Origin of the sequence: Streptomyces sp. NPDC001832 (assembly GCF_040297265.1) — a bacterium.
Classification (GTDB): Bacteria; Actinomycetota; Actinomycetes; order Streptomycetales; family Streptomycetaceae; genus Streptomyces.
The window spans coordinates 41,323-63,575 of record NZ_JBEOYU010000022.1; the positions used below are offsets into that span (position 1 = coordinate 41,323).

Sequence of the window (22,253 nt, forward strand, 5' to 3'; positions counted from 1 at the left end):
CACGCCCGGGGGTCACCGCTAAGTGATCTTGAAAGGTCGGCTGTACGCCCATAAGTGCCTGCTTGGGATGGTCTCCGCGGTGGCGGAACCCGTTCCGGGAGAGAGCCCGTAACAGTTCATCGCACGTGCGTGCGACAACCATCCGCCCGGTGTGAGCGTCTTGTACCGCAACCGGCCGGTACCTCCTTGAGAAGGTGATCCGGCCCGGACCGAGTGCGGTGACGGCAACCGGGCGGACCGGCCCGGCTCCGCCGGTCACCCCACTAGAGTGGGTCGGAACTCCCGGGCGGATCCGGGAACACCGCAAGCACCACGACCAGCAGGGAGCGCATCACGTGCGGCCGGTAGGCAGCAAGTACCTGCTCGAGGAGCCGCTGGGACGCGGCGCCACGGGCACCGTCTGGCGTGCCCGCCAGCGGGAGACCGCAGGCGCCGAGGCGGCCGTCGCCGGCCAGCCCGGCGAGACCGTGGCGATCAAGGTCCTGAAGGAGGAGCTCGCCAACGACGCGGACGTCGTGATGCGGTTCCTGCGCGAGCGCTCCGTGCTGCTCCGGCTCACCCACGAGAACATCGTGCGCACCCGCGACCTGGTCGTCGAGGGAGATCTGCTCGCCCTCGTCATGGACCTGGTCGACGGCCCGGACCTGCACCGCTACCTCCGCGAGAACGGCCCGCTCACCCCGGTCGCCGCCGCGCTCCTCACCGCGCAGATCGCGGACGCGCTCGCCGCCAGCCACGCCGACGGCGTCGTCCACCGCGATCTGAAGCCCGCCAACGTCCTGCTCGACGAGCGCGACGGCCAGATGCACCCGATGCTCACCGACTTCGGCATCGCGCGCCTGGCCGACTCCCCGGGGCTGACCCGGACCCATGAGTTCGTCGGCACGCCCGCCTATGTGGCGCCCGAGTCCGCCGAGGGCCGCCCGCAGACCTCCGCCGTCGACATCTACGGCGCGGGCATCCTGCTGTACGAGCTGGTCACCGGCCGCCCGCCGTTCTCCGGCAGCACCGCCCTCGAAGTCCTGCACCAGCACCTCAGCGAGGAGCCCCGCCGCCCCACCACCGTTCCGGCACCGCTGTGGACGGTGATGGAGCGCTGCCTGAGCAAGGACCCGGACCGGCGGCCCAGCGCCGAGAACCTGGCCCGCGGACTGCGCACCGTCGCGGAAGGCATCGGCGTGCACGCCAGCTCCGCCCAGATCGCGGCGGCCGACGGCGTGGGCGCCCTGCTCGCACCCGACCCGGCGCCCGCGGCCGTTCCCCAGACCCCCGGTGCGGCCGACCCCACGCAGGTGCTGCCGAGCGACGCGGGCTCGTACGATCCGAGCGCCGCGACCAGCGTCATGCAGCACGCCCCCGGCCCGGGCGGGCACGCCGACCCGACCTCGGTCATGCCGCCCGTACCGCCGGTCCCGGACGGCCCTCCGCAGCCCGAGGGGCCGCACCCCTGGGAGTCCCAGCTCCGGGCGGCCCGCGATCGTAACGAGCAGACGCAGTTCCAGTACCTCGACCCGAGCCAGGACCCGCTGCGCCGCCGCCCACAGCGGCCGCAGCCCCAGCAGCAGCCTCAGCGACGGCAGCCGCCGCCGCAGCATCAGCAGTACCAGCAGCCGCAGCAGTACCCCCAGCCTCGGCAGCAGCAGTACCAGCCGCAACAGCGGCAGCAGTACGCGCCCCCGCAGCCGCCGCCCCCGCAGCCGGTCCCGCGCCGGCCCCGTGAGCCGAGGCAGCGCAGTGCCAACCCGATGAGGATTCCCGGCCTCGGCTGCCTCAAGGGCTGCCTGTTCACCCTGGTCCTGCTGTTCGTCGCGGGCTGGCTGATCTGGGAACTGACCCCGCTGCAGGACTGGATCGGCCAGGGCAAGAGCTACTGGCAGGCGATCAGCGACACCGTCTCCAGCGTGACCGACTGGTTCTCGGAACTGGGCGGCGGCGGCAGCGGACGCCTCGGACCCTGAATGCCCGACGCATCATCAACTCTGTAGTTATATCGACTTCTGCGGGTCAATTTCTGCCGCATTTCGCCCGCAGAAGTGAAGGTTGGCCCCATCCCGGGCACTCAACACCCCGATCGACGCGTAACTTTGTCGGCCGGGGGTCGTGAGCGATGGTCCATCGCCAGCCGCTGAGGGAGCAGTCTTGGCACGGAATATCGGCAGCCGGTACACCGCACACCAGATCCTTGGGCGCGGCAGCGCCGGCACGGTGTGGCTCGGCGAGGGGCCCGAGGGCCCGGTGGCCATCAAGCTGCTCCGCGAAGACCTCGCGTCCGACCAGGAGCTCGTGGGCCGCTTCGTCCAGGAGCGCACCGCGCTGCTCGGCCTGGACCATCCACATGTCGTCGCTGTCCGTGACCTCGTGGTGGACGGCAACGACCTGGCACTGGTCATGAGCCTGGTACGCGGCACGGACCTGCGCACCCGCCTCGACCGCGAACGGCGTCTCGCGCCCGAGGCCGCCGTCGCGATCATCGCGGACGTCGCCGACGGCCTGGCCGCCGCGCACGCCGCCGGGGTGGTCCACCGTGACGTCAAGCCGGAGAACATCCTGCTCGACATGGAGGGCCCGCTCGGCCCCGGCGGCTCGCACCCGGCGCTGCTCACCGACTTCGGCGTGGCCAAGCTGATCGACACCCCGCGCCGCACCAAGGCCAGCAAGATCATCGGTACGCCGGACTATCTGGCCCCCGAGATTGTCGAGGGTTTGCCGCCCCGCGCCGCCGTCGACATCTACGCGCTCGCCACGGTCCTGTACGAACTCCTCGCAGGCTTCACACCCTTCGGCGGCGGACACCCCGGCGCGGTCCTGCGTCGCCATGTCACGGAGACGGTCGTCCCGCTCCCAGGCATCCCCGACGAGCTCTGGCGGCTCCTGGTCCAGTGCCTGGCCAAGGCCCCGGCCTCCCGGCTGCGCGCCTCCGAGCTCGCGGCCCGGCTGCGCGAGCAGCTCCCGCAGCTGGCCGGTATCCCGCCGCTGGACGTGGACGAGCCGGACGCCGAACCGGAACCCCGGACGTACGGCGAGCAGGAGTACACCCCCGCACCCGAGGAACCCCGCCGCCGCGGCGCGGTTCCCCTGGTCCCCGGCTCGTCCGCCGACTCCAACCGCGACACTCACACGAGCATGCGTGTCCCGGCGCCCGACGAACTCTCCGGCGGCCCCCGGGGCACGGCCAGGGCCCCGCGCTCCCCGGGCCGGCCCCGCCCGGGCTCGGCCCGTAACAAGTCCGCGGCCGTCCGCAAGCGCCGCCTGACGCTGGGTGCCGCGGTGCTGGTGGTGGCTCTGGGCGTGGGCGGCTGGCTGACGCTGGGCGGCGACGACGCGAACGCGCCTGCGCAGGAAACGAAGAACTCGGCGCCGGGAACACCCTGACCTTGCGGGGCAATACACCCAGGCGGTTCCTGAGAGGCTGTGTGGTTCCGGATGATTCCCGGAGGCCTGCGGGGCCGGGGAAACCCTTCGGACGGCCTTTCGTCGTACGACCCGGGGACGCGCCGCACACACGGTCACGGAATCGTGATCATGCGGCCCGAGGAATGTCCGCTCCGACAGCCGTTACGCTGGACCCGTGGCAGTCGTCGATATTTCCGAAGAGCTGAAGTCCCTCTCCTCCACCATGGGGTCGATCGAGGCCGTCCTGGACCTGGATGCGCTGAGGGCGGACATCGCCGCGCTCGAGGAGCAGGCGGCCGCGCCTTCCCTCTGGGACGACCCGGAGGCGGCGCAGAAGATCACCAGCAGGCTTTCGCACCTCCAGGCCGAGGTCCGCAAGACCGAGGCCCTCCGCGGCCGGATCGACGATCTCGAGGTCCTCTTCGAGCTCGCCCAGGACGAGGGCGACGCCGATGCCCTGTCCGAGGCCGAGTCCGAGCTGGAGTCCGTCAAGAAGGCGCTGGACGAGATGGAGGTCCGTACGCTCCTGTCCGGCGAGTACGACTCCCGCGAGGCCGTGGTCAACATCCGGGCCGAGGCCGGTGGCGTGGACGCCGCCGACTTCGCCGAGAAGCTCCAGCGCATGTACATCCGCTGGGCCGAGCGGCACGGTTACAAGACCGAGGTCTACGAGACTTCGTACGCGGAAGAGGCCGGCATCAAGTCGACCACCTTCGCCGTCCAGGTGCCGTACGCGTACGGCACCCTCTCCGTCGAGCAGGGCACGCACCGGCTCGTCCGGATCTCGCCCTTCGACAACCAGGGCCGCCGCCAGACGTCCTTCGCGGGTGTCGAGGTGCTGCCCGTGGTCGAGCAGACCGACCACATCGAGATCGACGAGTCCGAACTGCGCGTCGACGTCTACCGCTCGTCGGGCCCCGGCGGTCAGGGCGTCAACACCACGGACTCCGCGGTGCGCCTGACCCACATCCCGACCGGCATCGTCGTCTCCTGCCAGAACGAGCGCTCGCAGATCCAGAACAAGGCATCCGCGATGAACGTCCTCCAGGCGAAGCTCCTTGAGCGCCGCCGCCAGGAGGAGCAGGCGAAGATGGACGCCCTCAAGGGCGACGGCGGCAACTCCTGGGGCAACCAGATGCGGTCGTACGTCCTGCACCCGTACCAGATGGTCAAGGATCTGCGTACGGAGTTCGAGATGGGCAACCCGGAAGCGGTCTTCAACGGCGAGATCGACGGCTTCCTCGAAGCGGGCATCCGCTGGCGCAAGCAGCGGGAGAAGTAGGCGGGCTCCAGCAGCCTGTTGCTGTTTTCTGTTCCTACGGCGGTGCCGGAAATCCCCACGGGATTTCCGGCACCGCCGTTTTCATCGGGGGCTGTTACGAGGCGGCGCCGGAAAGGGAGTTGGGCTACCGAGTTGCGCAGGAGTTGCGGTGAATGCGTCACAGTCGTGATTCCGAATGAAGGCCAACTGCCAACAAATCGCCGCAGTTTGCATGGAACGGCCTTGACGTATTCCTTAACTGTGGACAGGGTGCTAGGGCAGCATGCGTATGTCTGGGACGGATGCGAACGGGGGCGGGCGGTGTGACCACGACTCGATGTGGCACCGTTCGGAGCAAACCCCGCAGAGCCGGGGCCCGCATATGGCTGCTCCACTGACGAGAACAGCTACTGGGGGTAGCAGCAGATGACCAAGAAGACGCGAGTACGCGTCGCGCGCATAGCCGCAGGTGCGGTGATCGCCGCGGGCGCCTCGCTCACCGCTGCCGGTGCGGCGTCGGCCGTCGGCATCGGCGTGAATGTCGGCGGTCTCGCCGCCAAGGCTGAGGTCGACGACAGCGGTCTGGGGATCGACGCCGGAATTGCACAGGAAGACGGCACCCAGGGCGGCGACCCGGGCGGTGTCGACCAGGGGCAGGCGTCCACGGGTGAGACCACCTCGACCGGTGAGACCACCTCCACGGGTGAGACCACGTCGACCGGCGAGACCACCTCCACGGGTGAGACCACCTCCACGGGTGAGACCACGTCGACCGGCGAGACCACCTCCACGGGTGAGACCACGAACGGCAACGGCAACTCCGGTAACGGGGGTAACTCGGGTACGTCGGGTAACGGGGGTAACTCGGGTAACGGGGGCAACTCCGGTACGTCTGGTAACGGGGGTAACTCCGGTACGTCCGGTAACGGGGGTAACTCGGGCACGTCTGGTAACGGTGGCAACTCCGGCACGTCCGGCAGCGGCACCTCCGGAAGCGGCTCGTCCGGCACCACCGGCAGCGCCTCCTCCGGCTCCGCGACCGGCGGCGACACCATCGACTGCACCGTCGACCTCGACGGCACGACGTGCGCGGACAACACCACGCCCGACTCGGCCGGCAACCAGCCGGTCGAGCAGGGCAAGGGCAAGGACGAACTCGCCGAGACCGGTGCCGCCGAGACCACATTCCTGCTGGTCGGCGCCGCGACGATGATTGCCGGAGGCATCGGCTTCCGGATCCTGCCGCGCCTGATGAACGGCCGTACGGTCGCCTAAGAGGCTGTCGTAAGGGCCGCCGACGGTTACATGTAACGCACACAGGGGCCCGGGACCGCCGTTCGGTACGGCATCCCGGGCCCCTCTGCGTACACGTACAGGCTTTCTGCGGGGGCGTTCCACCGGTTCGTAGAGACCGGAGAGAGCGGACTGACCCGCGGCCGCTCGGTGCTAAACAGTCCGCTGTGCCAGCAGCGCCAGCGCGCCCAGCAGCAGCACCAGCAGGGCCGCCAGCGTCACGGGACTCAGCCCGGCGAAGATTCCCTGCCCCTGTTCCTGCTGCAGCCGCTCACGGCTTGCCCGGCACACGGGGCAGCGGCCCTCGTTCACGGGCGCCGCGCAGTTTGCGCACACCAGTCGGTCATAGGTCATGCGCTTTCCTCCTCCCGCGCGGCGGAGCCGCATACGCCTTCACTCCGCACAACGCTCATGGAAACGCGACCGTTCCCCCTACCACTGTGCCAGCTCGCGCGGATTTCGGCGCGGCCCGCCGGGCATCGCCCGTTCCGTAGCACTTCGGCCCACCTTATCGACCAGTGTCGTTCCGCCATAAATCGCCCATCCATGGACGCGCGCCTGCACGCGTCTACCCGGTTCGCGTAAGGTCACGCACACCTACTCCCGGCCGACCGTGGTGCATCCGTGATCCGATTCGACAACGTCTCCAAGACCTACCCGAAGCAGAGCCGTCCCGCTCTTCGGGATGTGTCTCTCGATATTGAGAAGGGCGAGTTCGTCTTCCTGGTGGGCTCCTCCGGCTCCGGCAAGTCCACCTTCATGCGGCTCATCCTCCGCGAAGAGCGCGCCAGTCAGGGCGCGGTTCACGTGCTGGGCAAGGACCTCGCGCGCATGTCGAACTGGAAGGTGCCGCACATGCGACGCCAGTTGGGCACGGTGTTCCAGGACTTCCGCCTCCTTCCCAACAAGACCGTTGCGCAGAACGTGGCGTTCGCGCAGGAGGTCATCGGCAAGCCGCGCGGCGAGATCCGCAAGGCGGTGCCCCAGGTTCTCGACCTGGTCGGCCTCGGCGGCAAGGAAGACCGGATGCCCGGTGAGCTCTCCGGTGGTGAGCAGCAGCGCGTGGCGATCGCGCGGGCGTTCGTCAACCGTCCGATGCTGCTGATCGCGGACGAGCCGACCGGCAACCTCGACCCGCAGACCTCCGTCGGCATCATGAAGCTGCTGGACCGGATCAACCGGACCGGCACCACCGTGATCATGGCGACCCACGACCAGAACATCGTCGACCAGATGCGCAAGCGCGTCATCGAGCTGGAGAAGGGCCGTCTCGTACGTGACCAGGCCCGCGGCGTCTACGGCTACCAGCACTGAGCATCGAGCACTGAAAGGACGCCATGCGCGCCCAGTTCGTCCTGTCGGAGATCGGCGTCGGCCTCCGTCGCAACCTCACGATGACCTTCGCCGTCATCGTCTCCGTCGCCCTCTCGCTCGCCCTGTTCGGCGGCGCGCTGCTCATGCGCGAGCAGGTCAGCACGATGAAGGACTACTGGTACGACAAGGTCAACGTCTCGATCTTCCTGTGCAGCAAGAGTGATGTGACCTCGACGCCCAAGTGCGCCAAGGGCGCTGTCACCGCCCAGCAGAAGAAGGACATCGAGGCCGACCTCAAGAAGATGGACGCCGTCGAGACCGTCATGTACGAGTCGGCCGACGAGGCGTACAAGCACTACCAGGAGCAGTTCGGCGACTCGCCCATGGCGAGCAACATCACGCCGGACCAGATGCAGGAGTCGTTCCGGGTCAAGCTCCACGACCCGAAGAAGTACAAGGTCGTCGCCACCGCCTTCGCCGGCCGTGACGGGGTGCAGTCCGTCCAGGACCAGAGGTCCATCCTGGACAACCTCTTCCAGCTGATGAACGGCATGAATGTGGCCGCCCTCTTCGTGATGGCACTGATGCTGGTCATTGCGCTGATGCTGATCGTGAACACCGTCCGGGTGTCCGCGTTCAGCCGGCGGCGCGAAACCGGCATCATGCGGCTCGTCGGCGCCTCCGGTTTCTACATCCAGATGCCGTTCATCATGGAGGCCGCGTTCGCCGGCCTCATCGGTGGTGTGCTCGCCTGCGTGATGCTGCTGGCCGGCCGGTACTTCCTGATCGACGGCGGCCTGGAGCTGCAGAGCAAGCTGAATCTGATCGACTTCATCGGCTGGGACGCGGTCTTCACCAAGTTGCCCCTGATCCTGGCAATCGGTCTGCTGATGCCCGCCGTTGCCGCTCTCTTCGCGCTCCGCAAGTACCTGAAGGTGTGACAAGCGCCCCTGTGGCACGCGACCAACCGGTCATGCGCCACAGGGGCGTTGTCCTAGACTCGGCGCCATGCCGGGCCCCACGCATTGTTCCGGGCCCCGCGGTGTGCGCCGCGGGGCGGCCCTGACATTGGTCTTCGTGACCGTGCTTGCCACCGCGGCGGCCACTGGCTCGCTGCCGCGCGGCGGTGTGAAGTCCTCGGGCATAGAGGCCCGTTCCGTCGCCTCCACCGTCGACGCCGACGAGGTGGCCGACGCCGCCGCCCGGGCCGTGGCCGACGGCAAGTCCGGCAAGGAGGCGGCCGAGAAGGTCGTCAGCCGCAGCGGCGACCGCTGGGGCGCGGTGTACGACGAGCGGCAGTACGAGGAGTTCGAGCAGGCCCTCGACGGCTCGTACACCGGTGTAGGGATCGCCGCGAAGCTTTCCGCCGACGGGCTGGTCGAGGTGGCCCGGGTCCAGCCCGGCGGCCCCGCCGACCGCGCAGGCATCGAGACGGGCGATCTGCTCCGTACGATCGACGGCCACCGGATCGACAAGCGCCCCGTCGCCGAGGTCGTGGCCCTGCTGCGCGGAGACCGTACGGAGGCGGGTGCGGGCACCATCGTCGTGCTGGGGGTTCAGCGGGGCGCCGCCCTTCGGACCGAGACGCTGCGCCGGGCCAGGCTCACCACCGAGGCCGTCACCGTGCGGCGAATCGGACCGGGCCGCTCCGATTCCTCCGCAGCTGTACTGATCGAGGTCGGCTCGTTCACCAGGGGCTCGGGCGCCGAGGTCCGGGACGCGGTCCGGGACGCACCGGCGGGCGCCGGGGTGCTCCTCGATCTCCGCGGCAACTCCGGCGGCCTGGTCACCGAGGCCGTGGCCGCCGCCTCCGCCTTCCTGGACGGCGGTCTCGTCGCCACGTACGACGCGCACGGCGAGCAACACGCTCTCTACGCACAGCCCGGTGGTGACACCGTCCGCCCCCTCGTCGTCCTCGTCGACGGCGGCACGATGAGCGCCGCCGAGCTCCTCACCGGCGCGCTCCAGGACCGGGGGCGCGCCGTCACCGTCGGATCGCGCACCTTCGGCAAGGGTTCGGTCCAGATGCCCAGCAAGCTCCCGGGCGGCTCGGTGGCCGAGCTGACCGTCGGCCACTACCGCACCCCGGCGGGCCGCGGTGTCGACGGCCGCGGCATCACCCCGGACCTCGCGGTCGGCTCCGGGGCCGAGCAGCGGGCCGAAACGGTATTGAGTGGCCTCGGGGGTGGGTCGTAGTGCGAAAATGGCCACACTATGGCTAAGGAAAAGGACACAGGGCGCAAGCTCATCGCGCAGAACAAGAAGGCGCGGCACGACTACCACATCCTCGACACCTACGAGTGCGGTCTTGTGCTCATGGGCACCGAGGTCAAGTCACTGCGGCTGGGCCGGGCCTCGCTGGTGGACGGCTTCGTCCAGATCGACGGGGGCGAGGCGTGGCTGCACAACATCCATGTCCCGGAGTACGTGCAGGGGACCTGGACCAACCACTCGGCCAAGCGGAAGCGGAAGCTGCTGATGCACCGGGCCGAGATCGACAAGCTGGAGTCGAAGTCGGGCGAGACGGGTCACACGATCGTGCCGCTCGCGCTGTACTTCAAGGGCAGCCGGGTCAAGGTCGAGATCGCGCTCGCCAAGGGCAAGAAGGAGTACGACAAGCGGCAGACCCTGCGGGAGAAGCAGGACCTGCGGGAGACCAACCGTGCGATCTCGGCAGCGCGCCGGCGCCAGCGGAGCGCATAGCCGGGGGTGTACGGGCGGGGCCGGGAAGCGTCCGGACGGGTCGGCAGGAATAGGCTGGCATCGTCGTGCGTTGGTCACGTACGATGGCACTGCACCTCACAGCGGGTGCATCTATTGAAAAAACAACATGGGGATGATCGGTTTCGACAGCGGATGTCGAAGCAGGGGAAGCGTGTCGAGGAAGCGGCAATGATCTCGTAAACCATATGTCGCAACCAATAATCGCCAACACCAAGCGCGATTCCTTCGCCCTCGCTGCCTAAGTAGCGACTTGCGAAGTGTCAGCCCGGGGTTGATCCCGACCCGGATCCTGGCATCATCGAGGGATCTAAACTTCTAGACCCGGTCACGGGGCCTGGAAGGAAATCAAACAGTGACTGAGCCCGTCGGAGACTTGTTCGCGTGATCTCCGGGGCTGAGAAAAGCGCAGCGGACTGCACACGGAGAAGCCCTGGTTCTGCACCGTTGGACGCGGGTTCGATTCCCGCCATCTCCACAATTCCCATGTGAACGAGGACCCCGTTGCCCAAAGGCAACGGGGTCCTCGCTTTTGTGCCGGACATCAGCTCCGGGGGGCCCGGACCCCGGCCGCCGCGACGACCAGCGCCAGCCCGGCCGCGCACACCGGTACGACATAGCCCGTCACCTGCCCCATGTGCTCCACCATCCAGCCGCCGGTCGCCGAACCCGCGGCGATTCCGCCCAGCAGCGCGGTCACGGCCAGGGTCATGCCTTCGTTCAACTGGCCCTCCGGAGTGAGGCGTTGCACCAGTGTCATGCCGGTGACCATGGTCGGGGCCGTCGCCGCGCCCGCCAGCAGCAGCGCGCCCGCGAGGGCGAGCAGCGAATCGGTCGTGGAGGCGGCGAGCAGCGGCAGGGACATCAGCACCGTCATTCCTGCCAGGCAGCCCAGCAGTCGGCGCCGGATGTCCGCGGCCGGGCGCAGCGATCCGTACAGCAGCCCCGCCACACACGATCCGGCAGCCTGGAGGGCCAGGATCGCGCCCCCGGCATGGGCGATCGTGACGACCTCCATCGCGCCGAAGACCGCGCCGGTGGCGAGGAAGGCGGCGAGCAGGGCCGGCATGCCCGGGGCGCGGGACGGGGAGCCCGCGCCGGCGCGGGGCGCCACCGGCGGTTCGGTGGAGCGCTGGGCGGCGAAGATCAGCACACCGGTCATCAGCAGGACCGCCCCGACGAGTGTTCCGGCCTCCGGGAAGAGCGCAGCGCACAACAGGGCGGCGAGGGCCGGGCCGAGCATGAAGCAGAGTTCGTCGGCGGCCTGCTCGAAGGAGTTCGCGGTGTGCAGGGCGGCCGGATCCCCCCGGTGCAGATGGGCCCAGCGGGCCCGGGACATCCCGCCGGTGTTGGGGGTGGTGGCGGTCGCGGCGTACGAGGCGAAGAGCGTCCAGGCCGGGGCGCCGTAGTGCACGCAGAGCAGCAGCGCGAGCGATCCGAGCGCGGCGATCGCGGTGGCGGGCACGGCGACCCTGGCCTGCCCGTACCGGTCGACGAGCCGGGCCGTCCAGGGCGCGACCACCGCCGTCGCGGCGAGGCCGGTCGCGGTCACGGCACCGGCCAGGGCGTACGAGCCGCGCGACCCGGCGATCATGATCACCGCGCTGACAGTGAACATGCCCGCGGGGAGCCGGGCGAGGAGATTGCCCGCGGTGAAGGCGCGGGCGCCTGGGGTGGCGAGCAGCCGGCGGTACGGGTTGGTGGGTGCTGCCTCGGCGGGGGCGGCGGCGCGCGAGGCGATGACCAGCAGGTCCCCGGAGACGGTGAGCATGGGGTCGGCGGGCGGATTTCTCTCGTACGGCATGAACCAACCCTCGGGGCGCACGGCCCACGGGGTCCAACACCTTCTCCGTACCGATTAACGCATCTGTGTTGTAAATTTCCGGGTGTGGCCTCCTCCGCTGCCGATACAGGCGCCCAGGCGCATACCCATACCGACCCCCGGCTGCTCCGCGCCTTCGTCTCCGTAGCCGAGGAACTGCACTTCACCCGAGCCGCCGCCCGGCTCTACATCGCCCAGCAGGCACTGAGCCGGGACATCCGCCGACTGGAGCGCGAACTGGGTGCGGAACTATTTGTACGCACCACCCGGCAGGTCTCCCTCACCGCCGACGGCGAACGGCTCCTCCCACACGCCCGGCGGGTCCTTGAAGCACACGCCGATCTCGCCGCAGCCTTCGCCGATCCCGCGGCCCGGCCGCTCTTCGTCGACCTCAACACCGACGGCATGACGGCCGCCCGCGTACTCGCCCGCGCACGGGAGCTGGCCCCGGCGTGCGAGCTGATGGCGCGCTTCGAGAGCGGACTCACCTGGGCCGCCGACGAGATCCTCGCCGGGCGCCTCGACGTCTCCTTCGGCCGCGCCGCCGGACTCGACCCCGCAGTGCGGGCACGGCTCGGCGTACAGCCGGTGCGCTACGAGCCGATGGCCGTCCTGCTCTCCGCCGATCACCCCCTGGCCGCGCACGAGGCCGTCGCACTGGACGACCTGACCGGTGAGACCGTCTACGCGGGCGCCGGGAACCCGCGCACCGGGGAGTGGACGGACCTCGCCCGGCTCCTCTTCGCCGAGTGGGGCATCGAGCTTGCGCCACCCCTACCGCTCGCGATCGGCGTGGCCGAATTTCAACGGGTCACGGCAAAGTCGGGGCACCCGGTTCTGTGCATGGTCGAATTCCCTCCGATGCCGGACACCGTCGTGCGTCCGCTGGTCCGGCCCGTACCGATCTCCCCGCTCCTGCTGGTCTGGCGCAAGGGGCTGCGCCACCCCGGCCTCGACGCCCTGCGTGAAGCGGCGGTTCAACTGGGCTCCGAGGAGGGCTGGATGGTGCGGCCGGGCGGAAGCTGGCTGCCCGAGACCGATGCATCCCTCATGTTGAAATCGACGAACTGAGGCCGGGATAGCGTGCTGGGTGATCCATGACATCCACCGGCTCGACGCGGAGATACGACTCCGTCCCGCCACCCCGGCCGACGCCGCCTCCCTCGCCGTATCTCTGACCCGCAGCCGCGCGTACATGCAGCCCTGGGAGCCGGTGCGGCCAGACGCCTTCTACACCGAGCAGGGACAGCGGCCGGACAACGTGGCGTCGCAACGGGTGCTCGCCAAGTGCGGCTTCGAGCAGTACGGGATGGCTCCGCGCTATCTGCACATCAACGGTGAGTGGCGCGACCACCGGCTGTTCCAGCGGATCCTGCACGATGGGCCGTTGACGGGGTGACGGCCGGTCCGGGGATGCCCTCAACGGCCCCGCGTGCAGCGACCCGTGGGGCAGCAGGGGTTCCGGGGCAGCGCCCCGAGGGGCACTCTGGGGGAGACCCCGGTCAAAGACCCCGAGGCGGTGAGATACGCATGGCGGCGGGCAAGAGCTCGTACGACTGGCGGTTCGACTCCGGCCGCCCCTGCCTGGACCTGGTGGCCACAGGAATCGGCACCTTCGGCGCATGCGAACTGCTCGACGGCGCCGAGCGCCTCGCCGACTGGCTGGTGGCCGCCGGACTCGTACCGAGCGGCACCCACCTCGGCGCCGTGGACGACACCTGGGTGGTGCGCTTCCGCCAGCTGAGGACCGGCGTCGACCGCCTGCTGACCGCCGAGCTCGGTGGCCACAGAGCCGAGAGTGCCCTGGAGCGGGTCAACGCGCTCGCCGCGGCCGCACCACCGGGGCTGCGGGCCGTGCGCGGAACGAGCGGCACGCTGGTACGGACACTGAGCGCCGATCCCGAATGCGGGGCACTGCTGGCCGCCGTGGCCCGCGACGTCGTGGAGCTCCTGACCGACCCCGTGGCGCGAGCCGGCCTGCGCCGCTGCGAGGCCGGCAACTGCCGCCGCCTGTACCTGGACACCTCGCGCGGCCGCCGACGCCGCTGGTGCTCCAGCGAGGTGTGCGGGAACCGGGAGCGGGTGGCCCGGCACCGGCGCCGGGTGGCGGCCGTGGTGGTCACGGACGAGGCAGCGGATGCGGTCACCGGCGCGGTCACGGATGCGGGCGTGGACGAGTAACGACGTGCCAAGCGCGGCAGGTGCGCGGCGGGCCCCGCTTCGCATAAGGTTGACGGCTGCCCAATGCACGTCAGAAGGGGGTCTCGGTGGCCGCGCAGGATGCCGCTGTCGATTCGATGCGGGACCGGGAAATCGGTGTCGAGCAGGAACATCTCGACCGTGTTTATCACCGCCTCGAAGAGAAGATCCACGAGGCGGAATTTCTCATGAGTGACGCCGCCAAACGCGGCCAGGTCGGCACCCCGGGAGCGCTCGCCGAGCGCGACGCCCAGGTGTTCCGCGCCGGAATCCACCTCAACCGGCTGAACAGCGAGTTCGAGGACTTCCTCTTCGGAAGGATCGATCTGCTGCTCGGCAAGGACGGCGAACGAGGCCCAGACGGCGCGTACACATCCGTCGAACCGGCCGACGAGGCCGTACGCGACGACCACTGCGCCGATATCGCGGAGACGCTGCACATCGGCCGGATCGGGGTCCTCGACTCCGACTACGCGCCGCTGGTCATCGACTGGCGCGCACCGGCCGCCGCGCCCTTCTACCGGTCGACGCCGAAGGAACCGGGCAGGGTGGTACGCCGCCGGGTCATCCGCTCCAAGGGCCGTAAGGTCCTCGGGGTCGAGGACGACCTGATGCGCCCCGAGCTGACCGCGTACCTGGGCGGCGACAAGCTCCCCGTCATCGGCGACGGCGCGCTGATGGCGGCGCTCGGCCAGGCCCGCAGCCACACCATGCGAGACATCGTCTCCTCCATCCAGGCCGAACAGGACCTGGTGATCCGGGCCCCCGCCGCCTCCGTCACCGAGGTGTCCGGCGGCCCCGGCACCGGCAAGACCGCCGTCGCCCTGCACCGCGCCGCGTACCTCCTCTACCAGGACCGGCGGCGTTACGCGGGCGGCATCCTCGTCGTCTCGCCGACCCCGCTCCTCGTCGCGTACACCGAAGGCGTGCTGCCCTCGCTGGGCGAGGAGGGGCAGGTCGCGATCCGCGCCGTCGGCTCGCTCTCCGACGAGGCGGCCGGCGTCGAGGGCGCCACCGTGTACGACGAACCCGCCGTCGCCCGGATCAAGGGCTCCTCCCGGATGCTCCCGGTGCTGCGCAAGGCGGCGCGCGGCGCGCTGGAACAGCCCGGCACCCCTCGCAAGGCGGAGGACCAGGACGGCCAGCTGTCCTTCGGTGACGGAGCCGACGAGGTCCCGGCCACCCCGACCCGGCTGCGGGTCGTCGCGTTCGGCGCCCGTGTCGAGCTCAACGCCGACGAGCTGCACCGCATCAGGCAGTCCGTCCTCGGCGGCACCGCCCCGGTCAACCTGCTGCGCCCGCGCGCCCGCAGGCTGCTCCTGGACGCCCTGTGGAACAAGTCCTCGGGCCGGGGCCGCTACACCGACCCCGAGCTGGCCGCCGAACTGCGCTCTTCCTTCGACGAGGACGTCTCAACCGAGACGCCCTTCCTCGACTTCCTCAACGCCTGGTGGCCCGAGCTCACCCCGCGCGGGGTGCTCGCCGCGATGGCCGACGAGAAGCGGCTCGGCCGCTGGGCGCGCCGGGTCCTCAACCAGGGCGAGGTGCGCCGCTTCGCCCGCTCCCTGAAGCGGCTCGACAGCGCAGGGAACGGGCCGCTCTCCGTGCACGACGTGGCGATCCTCGACGAGCTGCAGACGCTGCTGGGCACCCCGCACCGGCCGAAGAAGAAGCGCGAACTCGACCCGCTCGACCAGCTCTCCGGTCTGGAGGAGCTGATGCCGCAGCGCGAGGAGACCCAGCGCGAGCGGGCTGAGCGGCTGGCCGCGGAGCGTACGGAGTACGCGCATGTCATCGTCGACGAGGCGCAGGACCTCACGCCCATGCAGTGGCGCATGGTCGGCCGCCGTGGCCGGCACGCCACCTGGACGATCGTCGGAGACCCGGCGCAGTCCTCCTGGTCCGACCCGGACGAGGCGGCCCGGGCGCGCGACGAGGCGCTCGGCAACCGGCCGCGCCGCCGCTTCACCCTCACGGTCAACTACCGCAACCCGGCGGAGATCGCTGAGCTGGCCTCGAAGGTCCTGGCGCTCGCGATGCCCGGAATGGAGTCACCGGCCGCGGTCCGTTCCACGGGTGTGAAGCCGCGCTTCGAGACCGTACGGGACGGCGATCTGGCCGCTTCGGTGCGCGAGGAGGCGCGGCGGCTGCTGGCCGAGGTGGACGGCACGGTGGGTGTGGTCGTCGCGATGCATCGCCGGGCGCAGGCCCGCAGCTGGCTCGCTGAGCTCGGCGAGCGGGTGGTGGCGCTGGGCAGTCTGGAGGCGAAGGGCCTGGAGTACGACGCCACGGTGGTCGTCTCGCCCGCGGAGATCGCGGACGAGTCCCCGGCCGGCCTGCGCGTGCTGTACGTGGCGCTGACGCGTGCGACGCAGCAGCTCACGGTGGTTTCGGGGGAGCGGGACCTGCCCGACGAGGGCGGTGTCCCGGACCTGCTGAGGGACTGAGAGGCTCGGAGGCACTGCCGGCGGGACAGATTTTTGAACCGGCTGTCCTGCAGGAATCACTACTGTGAGGTCTTTGTTAGCCTGGTGTCGGCACCGGCTCGATCCAAGCCCCCGGGCCCAACCTTCGTCGCTTCGAGCGACCACTTGCCGCGAGGCGAGCATGGCGGGTCGGTGCCGCTTGAACAAGAAGACAGACCCGCGTCACCTTCCGGTGGTGCGGGTCTGTTCTCGTTTACGGATCTGGCAGCTCACTTGACTGCTTCTTTACGGACTTGACTGCTTCCGGCACCCGGTCGGGAGCGGTTGAGGGTTCCAAAAAAGGAATCATATCTCGTATAATGGAAAGTAATTTTCGAAACGTGGCAGTCATTACCGGCTACCAGTCGGTAGGTGCGACGATCGGGAAGCGTGTCCGAGGCGAACGCCCCGGCCGCGCGGCAATGAAGCTAAGGAAAGCGAAGGACTCGGCCATGGCAACGGCGCCCAGCGTCTCGTACTCGATGACGGTCAGGCTGGAGGTGCCCGCGAGCGGCACAGCGGTCTCCCAGCTGACCACGGCCGTGGAGTCCTCCGGCGGTTCGGTCAACGGCCTCGATGTGACGGCCTCCGGCCACGAGAAGCTGCGGATCGACGTCACCATCGCCGCCACCTCCACCGCGCACGCCGACGAGATCGTCGAGAACCTGCGCGGCATCGAGGGCGTCGTGCTCGGCAAGGTCTCCGACCGTACGTTCCTGATGCACCTCGGCGGCAAGATCGAGATGGCATCCAAGCACCCCATCCGTAACCGTGACGACCTCTCGATGATCTACACCCCGGGTGTGGCCCGGGTCTGCATGGCGATCGCCGAGAACCCCGAGGACGCCCGCCGCCTCACCATCAAGCGCAACTCGGTCGCGGTTGTGACCGACGGCTCCGCGGTGCTCGGCCTCGGCAACATCGGCCCGATGGCCGCCCTCCCGGTGATGGAGGGCAAGGCGGCCCTCTTCAAGCGGTTCGCCGGCATCGACGCCTGGCCGATCTGCCTGGACACCCAGGACACCGACGCCATCGTCGAGATTGTCAAGGCCATGGCCCCGGGCTTCGCGGGCATCAACCTGGAGGACATCTCCGCACCCCGCTGCTTCGAGATCGAGGCACGGCTGCGCGAGGCCCTGGACATCCCCGTCTTCCACGACGACCAGCACGGCACCGCGATCGTGGTCCTGGCCGCGCTGACCAACGCGCTGCGCGTGGTGGGCAAGGGCATCGGAGATGTGCGGGTCGTCATGTCCGGCGCCGGAGCTGCCGGTACGGCCATCCTGAAGCTGCTCATCGCCGCGGGTGTCAAGCACGCCGTCGTCGCCGACATCCACGGTGTGGTGCACGCGGGCCGCGAGGACCTGGTCTCCGCCGACGCCGACTCGCCGCTGCGCTGGATCGCCGACAACACCAACCCCGAGTCCATCACCGGCACCCTCAAGCAGGCCGTCGTGGGTGCCGACGTCTTCATCGGCGTCTCCGCGCCGAACGTGCTGGACGGCGCCGATGTCGCCGCCATGGCCGACGGTGCGATCGTGTTCGCGCTCGCGAACCCCGACCCCGAGGTGGACCCGGCAATCGCCCGCCAGACGGCGGCAGTTGTCGCCACCGGCCGCTCCGACTTCCCGAACCAGATCAATAACGTGCTGGTCTTCCCGGGTGTCTTCCGCGGTCTGCTGGACGCCCAGTCCCGTACCGTCAACACGGAGATGATGCTCGCCGCGGCGCGCGCCCTCGCCGATGTCGTCGCCGAGGACGAGCTGAACGCGAACTACATCATCCCGTCGGTCTTCAACGACAGGGTCGCGGGAGAGGTCGCCGGCGCCGTCCGGGATGCCGCGAGGGCAGGCGGTGCCGTGACTGGCACCATGTTGGCCTGACGTACGGCGCGTCGCGGGTCGCGGCGCCCCAAACGCCCCTTTAGGGTGGGCGGGCGGCGCGACCCGCAGAGCCCCGCAGCCGCTGCGGACCGCTTTCGGGGGTCTGCGGAACGTCACCACGACGAGGCAGTGGCGCTTTTCGTGTGACTCCGAAGGGTGCCGGATTGGCTTTCCCGCCGCAGGTGGGGGCAGGATGCGTAATCGGGCGCGAGGGTCTGACGACAGACCCGGGTCCGGGGACTGTCCGAGGACCCTGGCAGCATCGGCTTCGATCTCACGCCTCACAGGCAAGAAGAACACGGGAGTAACAACATGAACCGCAGTGAGCTGGTGGCCGCCCTGGCCGACCGCGCCGAGGTGACTCGCAAGGACGCCGACGCCGTGCTGGCCGCGCTCGCCGAGACCGTCGGTGAGATCGTCGCCAAGGGCGACGAGAAGGTCACCATCCCCGGCTTCCTGACCTTCGAGCGCACCCACCGTGCCGCTCGCACCGCTCGTAACCCGCAGACCGGCGACCCGATCAACATCCCGGCCGGCTACAGCGTGAAGGTCTCCGCGGGCTCCAAGCTCAAGGAAGCCGCCAAGGGCAAGTAAGCCCCACAGGCGCGACGAAGGGCGGTCACCCGACCAAGGGTGACCGCCCTTCGGTGTACCGGCCCGAGAGGGCCCGTCCCGGGCTTCTGCCGCCATCGTGGACCGGGGGGTACGAACCAGGCCCGTCCCGTGAACGCAGAACGGGGGCCCGGGGCAGCGCCCCGAACCCCCCGTCAGCAGCCCTCAGGCGCCACGCACGGCCGGTGCACGGCCGTGCAGCGCCGCGTCTCAGACCAGCTCCCCGCCCGGCAGCTCCACCTTCGCGCCGAGCTTCTCCAGCTTCTCCATGAAATTCTCGTAGCCGCGGTTGATCAGGTCGATGCCGTGCACCCGCGAAGTGCCCTGCGCCGCCAGCGCGGCGATCAGGTACGAGAAACCGCCGCGCAGGTCAGGGATGACCAGGTCCGCGCCCTGCAGCTTTGTCGGCCCGGACACGACCGCGGAGTGCAGGAAGTTGCGCTGACCGAAGCGGCAGTCGGAGCCGCCCAGGCACTCGCGGTAGAGCTGGATGTGCGCGCCCATCTGGTTGAGCGCGGAGGTGAAGCCGAGCCGGGACTCGTACACCGTCTCGTGGACGATGGACAGGCCCGAGGCCTGCGTCAGGGCCACGACCAGCGGCTGCTGCCAGTCGGTCTGGAAACCCGGGTGCACGTCCGTCTCCAGGGCGATGGCGTCCAGCGCGCCGCCCGGGTGCCAGAAGCGGATGCCCTCGTCGTCGATGTCGAACGCGCCACCGACCCGGCGGAAGGTGTTCAGGAACGTCATCATCGAGCGCTGCTGTGCGCCCCGTACGTAGATGTTGCCCTCGGTCGCCAGCGCCGCGGACGCCCAGGAGGCCGCCTCCAGACGGTCCGGAATCGCCCGGTGCGTATAGCCGTCCAGCCGGTCGACGCCGGTGATGCGGATCGTCCGGTCGGTGTCCATCGAGATGATCGCGCCCATCTTCTGCAGTACGCAGATGAGGTCCTCGATCTCCGGCTCCACGGCCGCGTTGGACAGCTCGGTGACGCCCTCGGCGAGCACGGCCGTCAGCAGCACCTGTTCGGTGGAGCCCACCGACGGGTACGGCAGCCGGATCTTCGTGCCGCGCAGCCGCTGCGGGGCCTCCAGATACTGGCCGTCCGCCCGCTTCTCGATGGTCGCGCCGAACTGCCGCAGCACGTCGAAGTGGAAGTCGATCGGCCGGCCGCCGATGTCACAGCCGCCGAGCCCCGGGATGAACGCATGGCCCAGCCGGTGCAGCAGCGGGCCGCAGAAGAGGATCGGGATGCGCGACGAGCCCGCGTGGGCATCGATGTCGGCGACGTTGGCGCTCTCGACATGGGTCGGGTCCAGGATCAGCTCGCCCGGTTCGCCACCCGGCCGGACCGTCACACCGTGCAGTTGCAGCAGCCCCCGCACCACCCGCACATCGCGGATGTCGGGCACATTGCGCAGCCGACTGGGCCCGCTGCCGAGCAGCGCGGCGACCATTGCCTTCGGCACCAGGTTCTTGGCGCCTCTGACGCGGATCTCGCCCTCCAGCGGGGTTCCGCCGTGGACAAGCAGGACATCGTCTGTGCCGGTCATGAATCTCGCGTTCCGGAGTGGTCGGGTCAGGGGGGCCAAGCGAAAGGGTAATGGCCCCCTACCCCCCTTCCGTAAGGCGGCAGGGGGTGTGCGAACGTCATGAATTCGCCACAACACGCTCTGCTTCCCGACTCTTGCGGAGGGTTACCGTCCGCAATGCCTTCCGGGCCGTGCGCTGCCCGTGCGTCCGTGCGCCCTGAACTGCGTTCGAACCTTCCGGCGACCAGGCGGCCCACTTGCTTCCCGCAAAGAGCGAAGATGCGGGATCATTTCTGCCATGACCGAGGTGTCCTCGCTCACAGGGCGACTGCTCGTGGCCACACCCGCGCTCGCGGACCCGAATTTCGACCGCGCGGTGGTGCTGCTCCTCGACCACGACGAGGAGGGCTCACTCGGCGTGGTCCTGAACCGCCCGACCCCGGTCGGCGTCGGTGACATCCTCACGCCCTGGGCCGACCTGACCGGCGAACCCGATGTCGTCTTCCAAGGCGGCCCGGTCTCGCTGGACTCGGCGCTCGGTGTGGCCGTCATCCCCGGCGACGAGGGCCCGCTCGGCTGGCGCCGGGTGTACGGGGCGATCGGCCTGGTGGACCTGGAGGCCCCGCCGGAACTGCTGGCCGCGGCGCTCGGCTCGCTGCGGATCTTCGCCGGGTACGCCGGCTGGGGCCCCGGACAGCTGGAGACTGAACTGAACGAGGGCGCCTGGTACGTCGTCGAGTCCGAGCCCGGAGACGTCTCCTCCCCGCGCCCCGAGCACCTCTGGCGGGCGGTCCTGCGCCGCCAGCGCAGCGAACTGGCGATGATCGCCACCTATCCGGACGACCCTTCGCTGAACTGACGCTCCGGGCTCGAAGGGCCCCCGAAACCCAGGGTGGCCGGACGTCAACGATGTGTCACTGCCGGTGATGCTTGTAACGCAAGCCTTGTCGCTTCAGCGACGGGTAGTTGATTACCCTTGGCGGCTATGAGCACTCTTGAGCCCGAGCGCGGGGCAGGTACGGGCACCCTCGTAGAGCCGACGCCGCAGGTGTCGAACGGCGACGGCGACCACGAGCGCTACGCCCATTACGTCCAGAAGGACAAGATCATGGCGAGTGCCCTGGAGGGCACGCCCGTGGTCGCACTGTGCGGGAAGGTCTGGGTACCGGGTCGCGACCCGAAGAAGTATCCGGTCTGTCCCATGTGCAAGGAGATCTACGAGTCCATGGGCGCCGGTGGCGACAAGGACAAGGGCAAGGGCGGCAAGGACAAGAAGTAGTCCGGAGCCGTTCGGCCACCATTGCTTCGGGCCCCCGAGGCGCGTATCCCATGCGCGTCCCGGGGCCTTTTGCGTTGCATGGGCTGCATCGCCTGGTCACAGAGTGGTTGAAACCGCTTGTCGGCGTCTGCGTGTGCACCTGCCACGGACACCGCCGGGGACGTCAAGGCGCTGGACTCGCCGATGTGCGCGTGGAGTTCGCCGCCTGGGACGAGGCCGAGGACACCGACCCGACCGCCGAGCGGTCCGTGACGGTCGGCGGCAAGGTCTACGGGTCGCCGCTCTTCGTCGGCGCTACCACACCGACATCTTCAAGGACTTGGGGATCGAGGCCCCCCAAGTCCCAGCTCGGGCGTCCTCGGGCGCCGCTCGAGGGCCCGCCCCCGAACGTGTGATCCCGTCCGCACTCCGGGCCCGGCCGTCACCCTCTCCGGGAGCGTGACGGCCGGCGGTCGTTCTTGTGGAACGCGCCCCGCTGGAA

Annotated in this window: 19 protein-coding genes, 1 other RNA gene and 1 pseudogene; 18 read left to right on the top strand and 3 right to left on the bottom strand. The window is 69.6% G+C overall.

Annotation, left to right across the window (positions count from 1 at the left end; all coding sequences use genetic code 11):
- Positions 1 to 335 precede the first annotated feature (335 nt).
- From ABT115_RS18670 to ABT115_RS18685, 4 genes are all read left to right on the top strand, one after another.
- Positions 336 to 1,958, top strand: coding sequence for a serine/threonine-protein kinase (locus tag ABT115_RS18670; RefSeq protein ID WP_351790713.1), 1,623 nt, complete (start codon positions 336 to 338; stop codon positions 1,956 to 1,958).
- A 181-nt stretch (positions 1,959 to 2,139) separates the two neighbouring features.
- Positions 2,140 to 3,372 (top strand): serine/threonine-protein kinase, encoded by a 1,233-nt coding sequence (locus ABT115_RS18675; RefSeq protein ID WP_351790716.1) that lies wholly within the window; start codon positions 2,140 to 2,142, stop codon positions 3,370 to 3,372.
- A 196-nt stretch (positions 3,373 to 3,568) separates the two neighbouring features.
- The gene (prfB, locus tag ABT115_RS18680) at positions 3,569 to 4,675 is read left to right on the top strand and encodes a peptide chain release factor 2 (RefSeq protein WP_351790718.1); all 1,107 of its coding nucleotides are present in this window, start codon (positions 3,569 to 3,571) and stop codon (positions 4,673 to 4,675) included.
- A 405-nt stretch (positions 4,676 to 5,080) separates the two neighbouring features.
- Positions 5,081 to 5,929, top strand: coding sequence for an LPXTG cell wall anchor domain-containing protein (locus tag ABT115_RS18685; RefSeq protein WP_351790721.1), 849 nt, complete (start codon positions 5,081 to 5,083; stop codon positions 5,927 to 5,929).
- A 171-nt stretch (positions 5,930 to 6,100) separates the two neighbouring features.
- On the opposite strand, the gene ABT115_RS18690 is transcribed toward ABT115_RS18685, so the two are convergent.
- The gene (locus tag ABT115_RS18690; protein ID WP_351790724.1) at positions 6,101 to 6,301 is read right to left on the bottom strand and encodes a hypothetical protein; all 201 of its coding nucleotides are present in this window, start codon (positions 6,299 to 6,301) and stop codon (positions 6,101 to 6,103) included.
- Between the two features lie 270 nt (positions 6,302 to 6,571).
- Here ABT115_RS18690 and ftsE point away from each other — a divergent pair, with 270 nt between their 5' ends.
- From ftsE to ssrA, 5 genes are all read left to right on the top strand, one after another.
- Positions 6,572 to 7,261 (top strand): cell division ATP-binding protein FtsE, encoded by a 690-nt coding sequence (gene ftsE / locus ABT115_RS18695; RefSeq protein ID WP_351790727.1) that lies wholly within the window; start codon positions 6,572 to 6,574, stop codon positions 7,259 to 7,261.
- Positions 7,262 to 7,284: 23 nt separating this feature from the next.
- Positions 7,285 to 8,202: a permease-like cell division protein FtsX gene (ftsX, locus tag ABT115_RS18700; protein WP_351790730.1), complete on the top strand. Its 918-nt coding sequence runs from the start codon at positions 7,285 to 7,287 to the stop codon at positions 8,200 to 8,202.
- Between the two features lie 67 nt (positions 8,203 to 8,269).
- Positions 8,270 to 9,457, top strand: a complete 1,188-nt coding sequence (locus tag ABT115_RS18705; protein WP_351790732.1) for a S41 family peptidase — start codon at positions 8,270 to 8,272, stop codon at positions 9,455 to 9,457.
- A gap of 18 nt (positions 9,458 to 9,475) precedes the next feature.
- A complete protein-coding gene (smpB, locus tag ABT115_RS18710) occupies positions 9,476 to 9,964 on the top strand; it encodes an SsrA-binding protein SmpB (RefSeq protein ID WP_351790735.1) in 489 nt (162 codons plus the stop codon).
- 129 nt (positions 9,965 to 10,093) lie between these two features.
- Positions 10,094 to 10,463, top strand: a transfer-messenger RNA (tmRNA) gene (gene ssrA / locus ABT115_RS18715).
- Positions 10,464 to 10,526: 63 nt separating this feature from the next.
- Here the strand turns inward: ssrA and ABT115_RS18720 are convergent.
- The gene (locus ABT115_RS18720) at positions 10,527 to 11,753 is read right to left on the bottom strand and encodes an MFS transporter (RefSeq protein ID WP_502969122.1); all 1,227 of its coding nucleotides are present in this window, start codon (positions 11,751 to 11,753) and stop codon (positions 10,527 to 10,529) included.
- A 117-nt stretch (positions 11,754 to 11,870) separates the two neighbouring features.
- Between ABT115_RS18720 and ABT115_RS18725 the strand changes: the two genes are divergently transcribed.
- The 6 genes from ABT115_RS18725 (at position 11,871) to ABT115_RS18750 (ending at position 18,945) form a co-directional block, all read left to right on the top strand.
- Entirely contained in the window at positions 11,871 to 12,875 is a 1,005-nt protein-coding gene (locus tag ABT115_RS18725) for a LysR family transcriptional regulator (RefSeq protein ID WP_351790740.1), read from the top strand.
- 19 nt (positions 12,876 to 12,894) lie between these two features.
- Entirely contained in the window at positions 12,895 to 13,203 is a 309-nt protein-coding gene (locus ABT115_RS18730) for a GNAT family N-acetyltransferase (RefSeq protein ID WP_351790743.1), read from the top strand.
- A 131-nt stretch (positions 13,204 to 13,334) separates the two neighbouring features.
- Positions 13,335 to 13,985 carry a CGNR zinc finger domain-containing protein gene (locus tag ABT115_RS18735; protein WP_351790746.1) on the top strand — a complete coding sequence of 217 codons (651 nt, stop codon included), beginning with the start codon at positions 13,335 to 13,337 and terminating at the stop codon, positions 13,983 to 13,985.
- Between the two features lie 86 nt (positions 13,986 to 14,071).
- Positions 14,072 to 16,450: a HelD family protein gene (locus tag ABT115_RS18740; protein ID WP_351790749.1), complete on the top strand. Its 2,379-nt coding sequence runs from the start codon at positions 14,072 to 14,074 to the stop codon at positions 16,448 to 16,450.
- Between the two features lie 470 nt (positions 16,451 to 16,920).
- Positions 16,921 to 18,351: an NAD-dependent malic enzyme gene (locus ABT115_RS18745; protein ID WP_351790751.1), complete on the top strand. Its 1,431-nt coding sequence runs from the start codon at positions 16,921 to 16,923 to the stop codon at positions 18,349 to 18,351.
- 312 nt (positions 18,352 to 18,663) lie between these two features.
- Positions 18,664 to 18,945, top strand: coding sequence for an HU family DNA-binding protein (locus ABT115_RS18750; protein WP_003968811.1), 282 nt, complete (start codon positions 18,664 to 18,666; stop codon positions 18,943 to 18,945).
- A gap of 228 nt (positions 18,946 to 19,173) precedes the next feature.
- On the opposite strand, the gene murA is transcribed toward ABT115_RS18750, so the two are convergent.
- Entirely contained in the window at positions 19,174 to 20,514 is a 1,341-nt protein-coding gene (gene murA / locus ABT115_RS18755) for a UDP-N-acetylglucosamine 1-carboxyvinyltransferase (protein ID WP_351790754.1), read from the bottom strand.
- A gap of 277 nt (positions 20,515 to 20,791) precedes the next feature.
- Between murA and ABT115_RS18760 the strand changes: the two genes are divergently transcribed.
- From ABT115_RS18760 to ABT115_RS18770, 3 genes and pseudogenes are all read left to right on the top strand, one after another.
- On the top strand, positions 20,792 to 21,352 hold the full coding sequence (locus tag ABT115_RS18760) for a YqgE/AlgH family protein (RefSeq protein WP_351790757.1): 561 nt from the start codon (positions 20,792 to 20,794) through the stop codon (positions 21,350 to 21,352).
- 126 nt (positions 21,353 to 21,478) lie between these two features.
- Positions 21,479 to 21,772, top strand: coding sequence for a DUF3039 domain-containing protein (locus ABT115_RS18765; RefSeq protein ID WP_072484142.1), 294 nt, complete (start codon positions 21,479 to 21,481; stop codon positions 21,770 to 21,772).
- Between the two features lie 144 nt (positions 21,773 to 21,916).
- Positions 21,917 to 22,145: pseudogene (locus tag ABT115_RS18770) on the top strand (extracellular solute-binding protein); the annotation flags it as partial.
- Between the last annotated feature and the right edge of the window lie 108 nt (positions 22,146 to 22,253).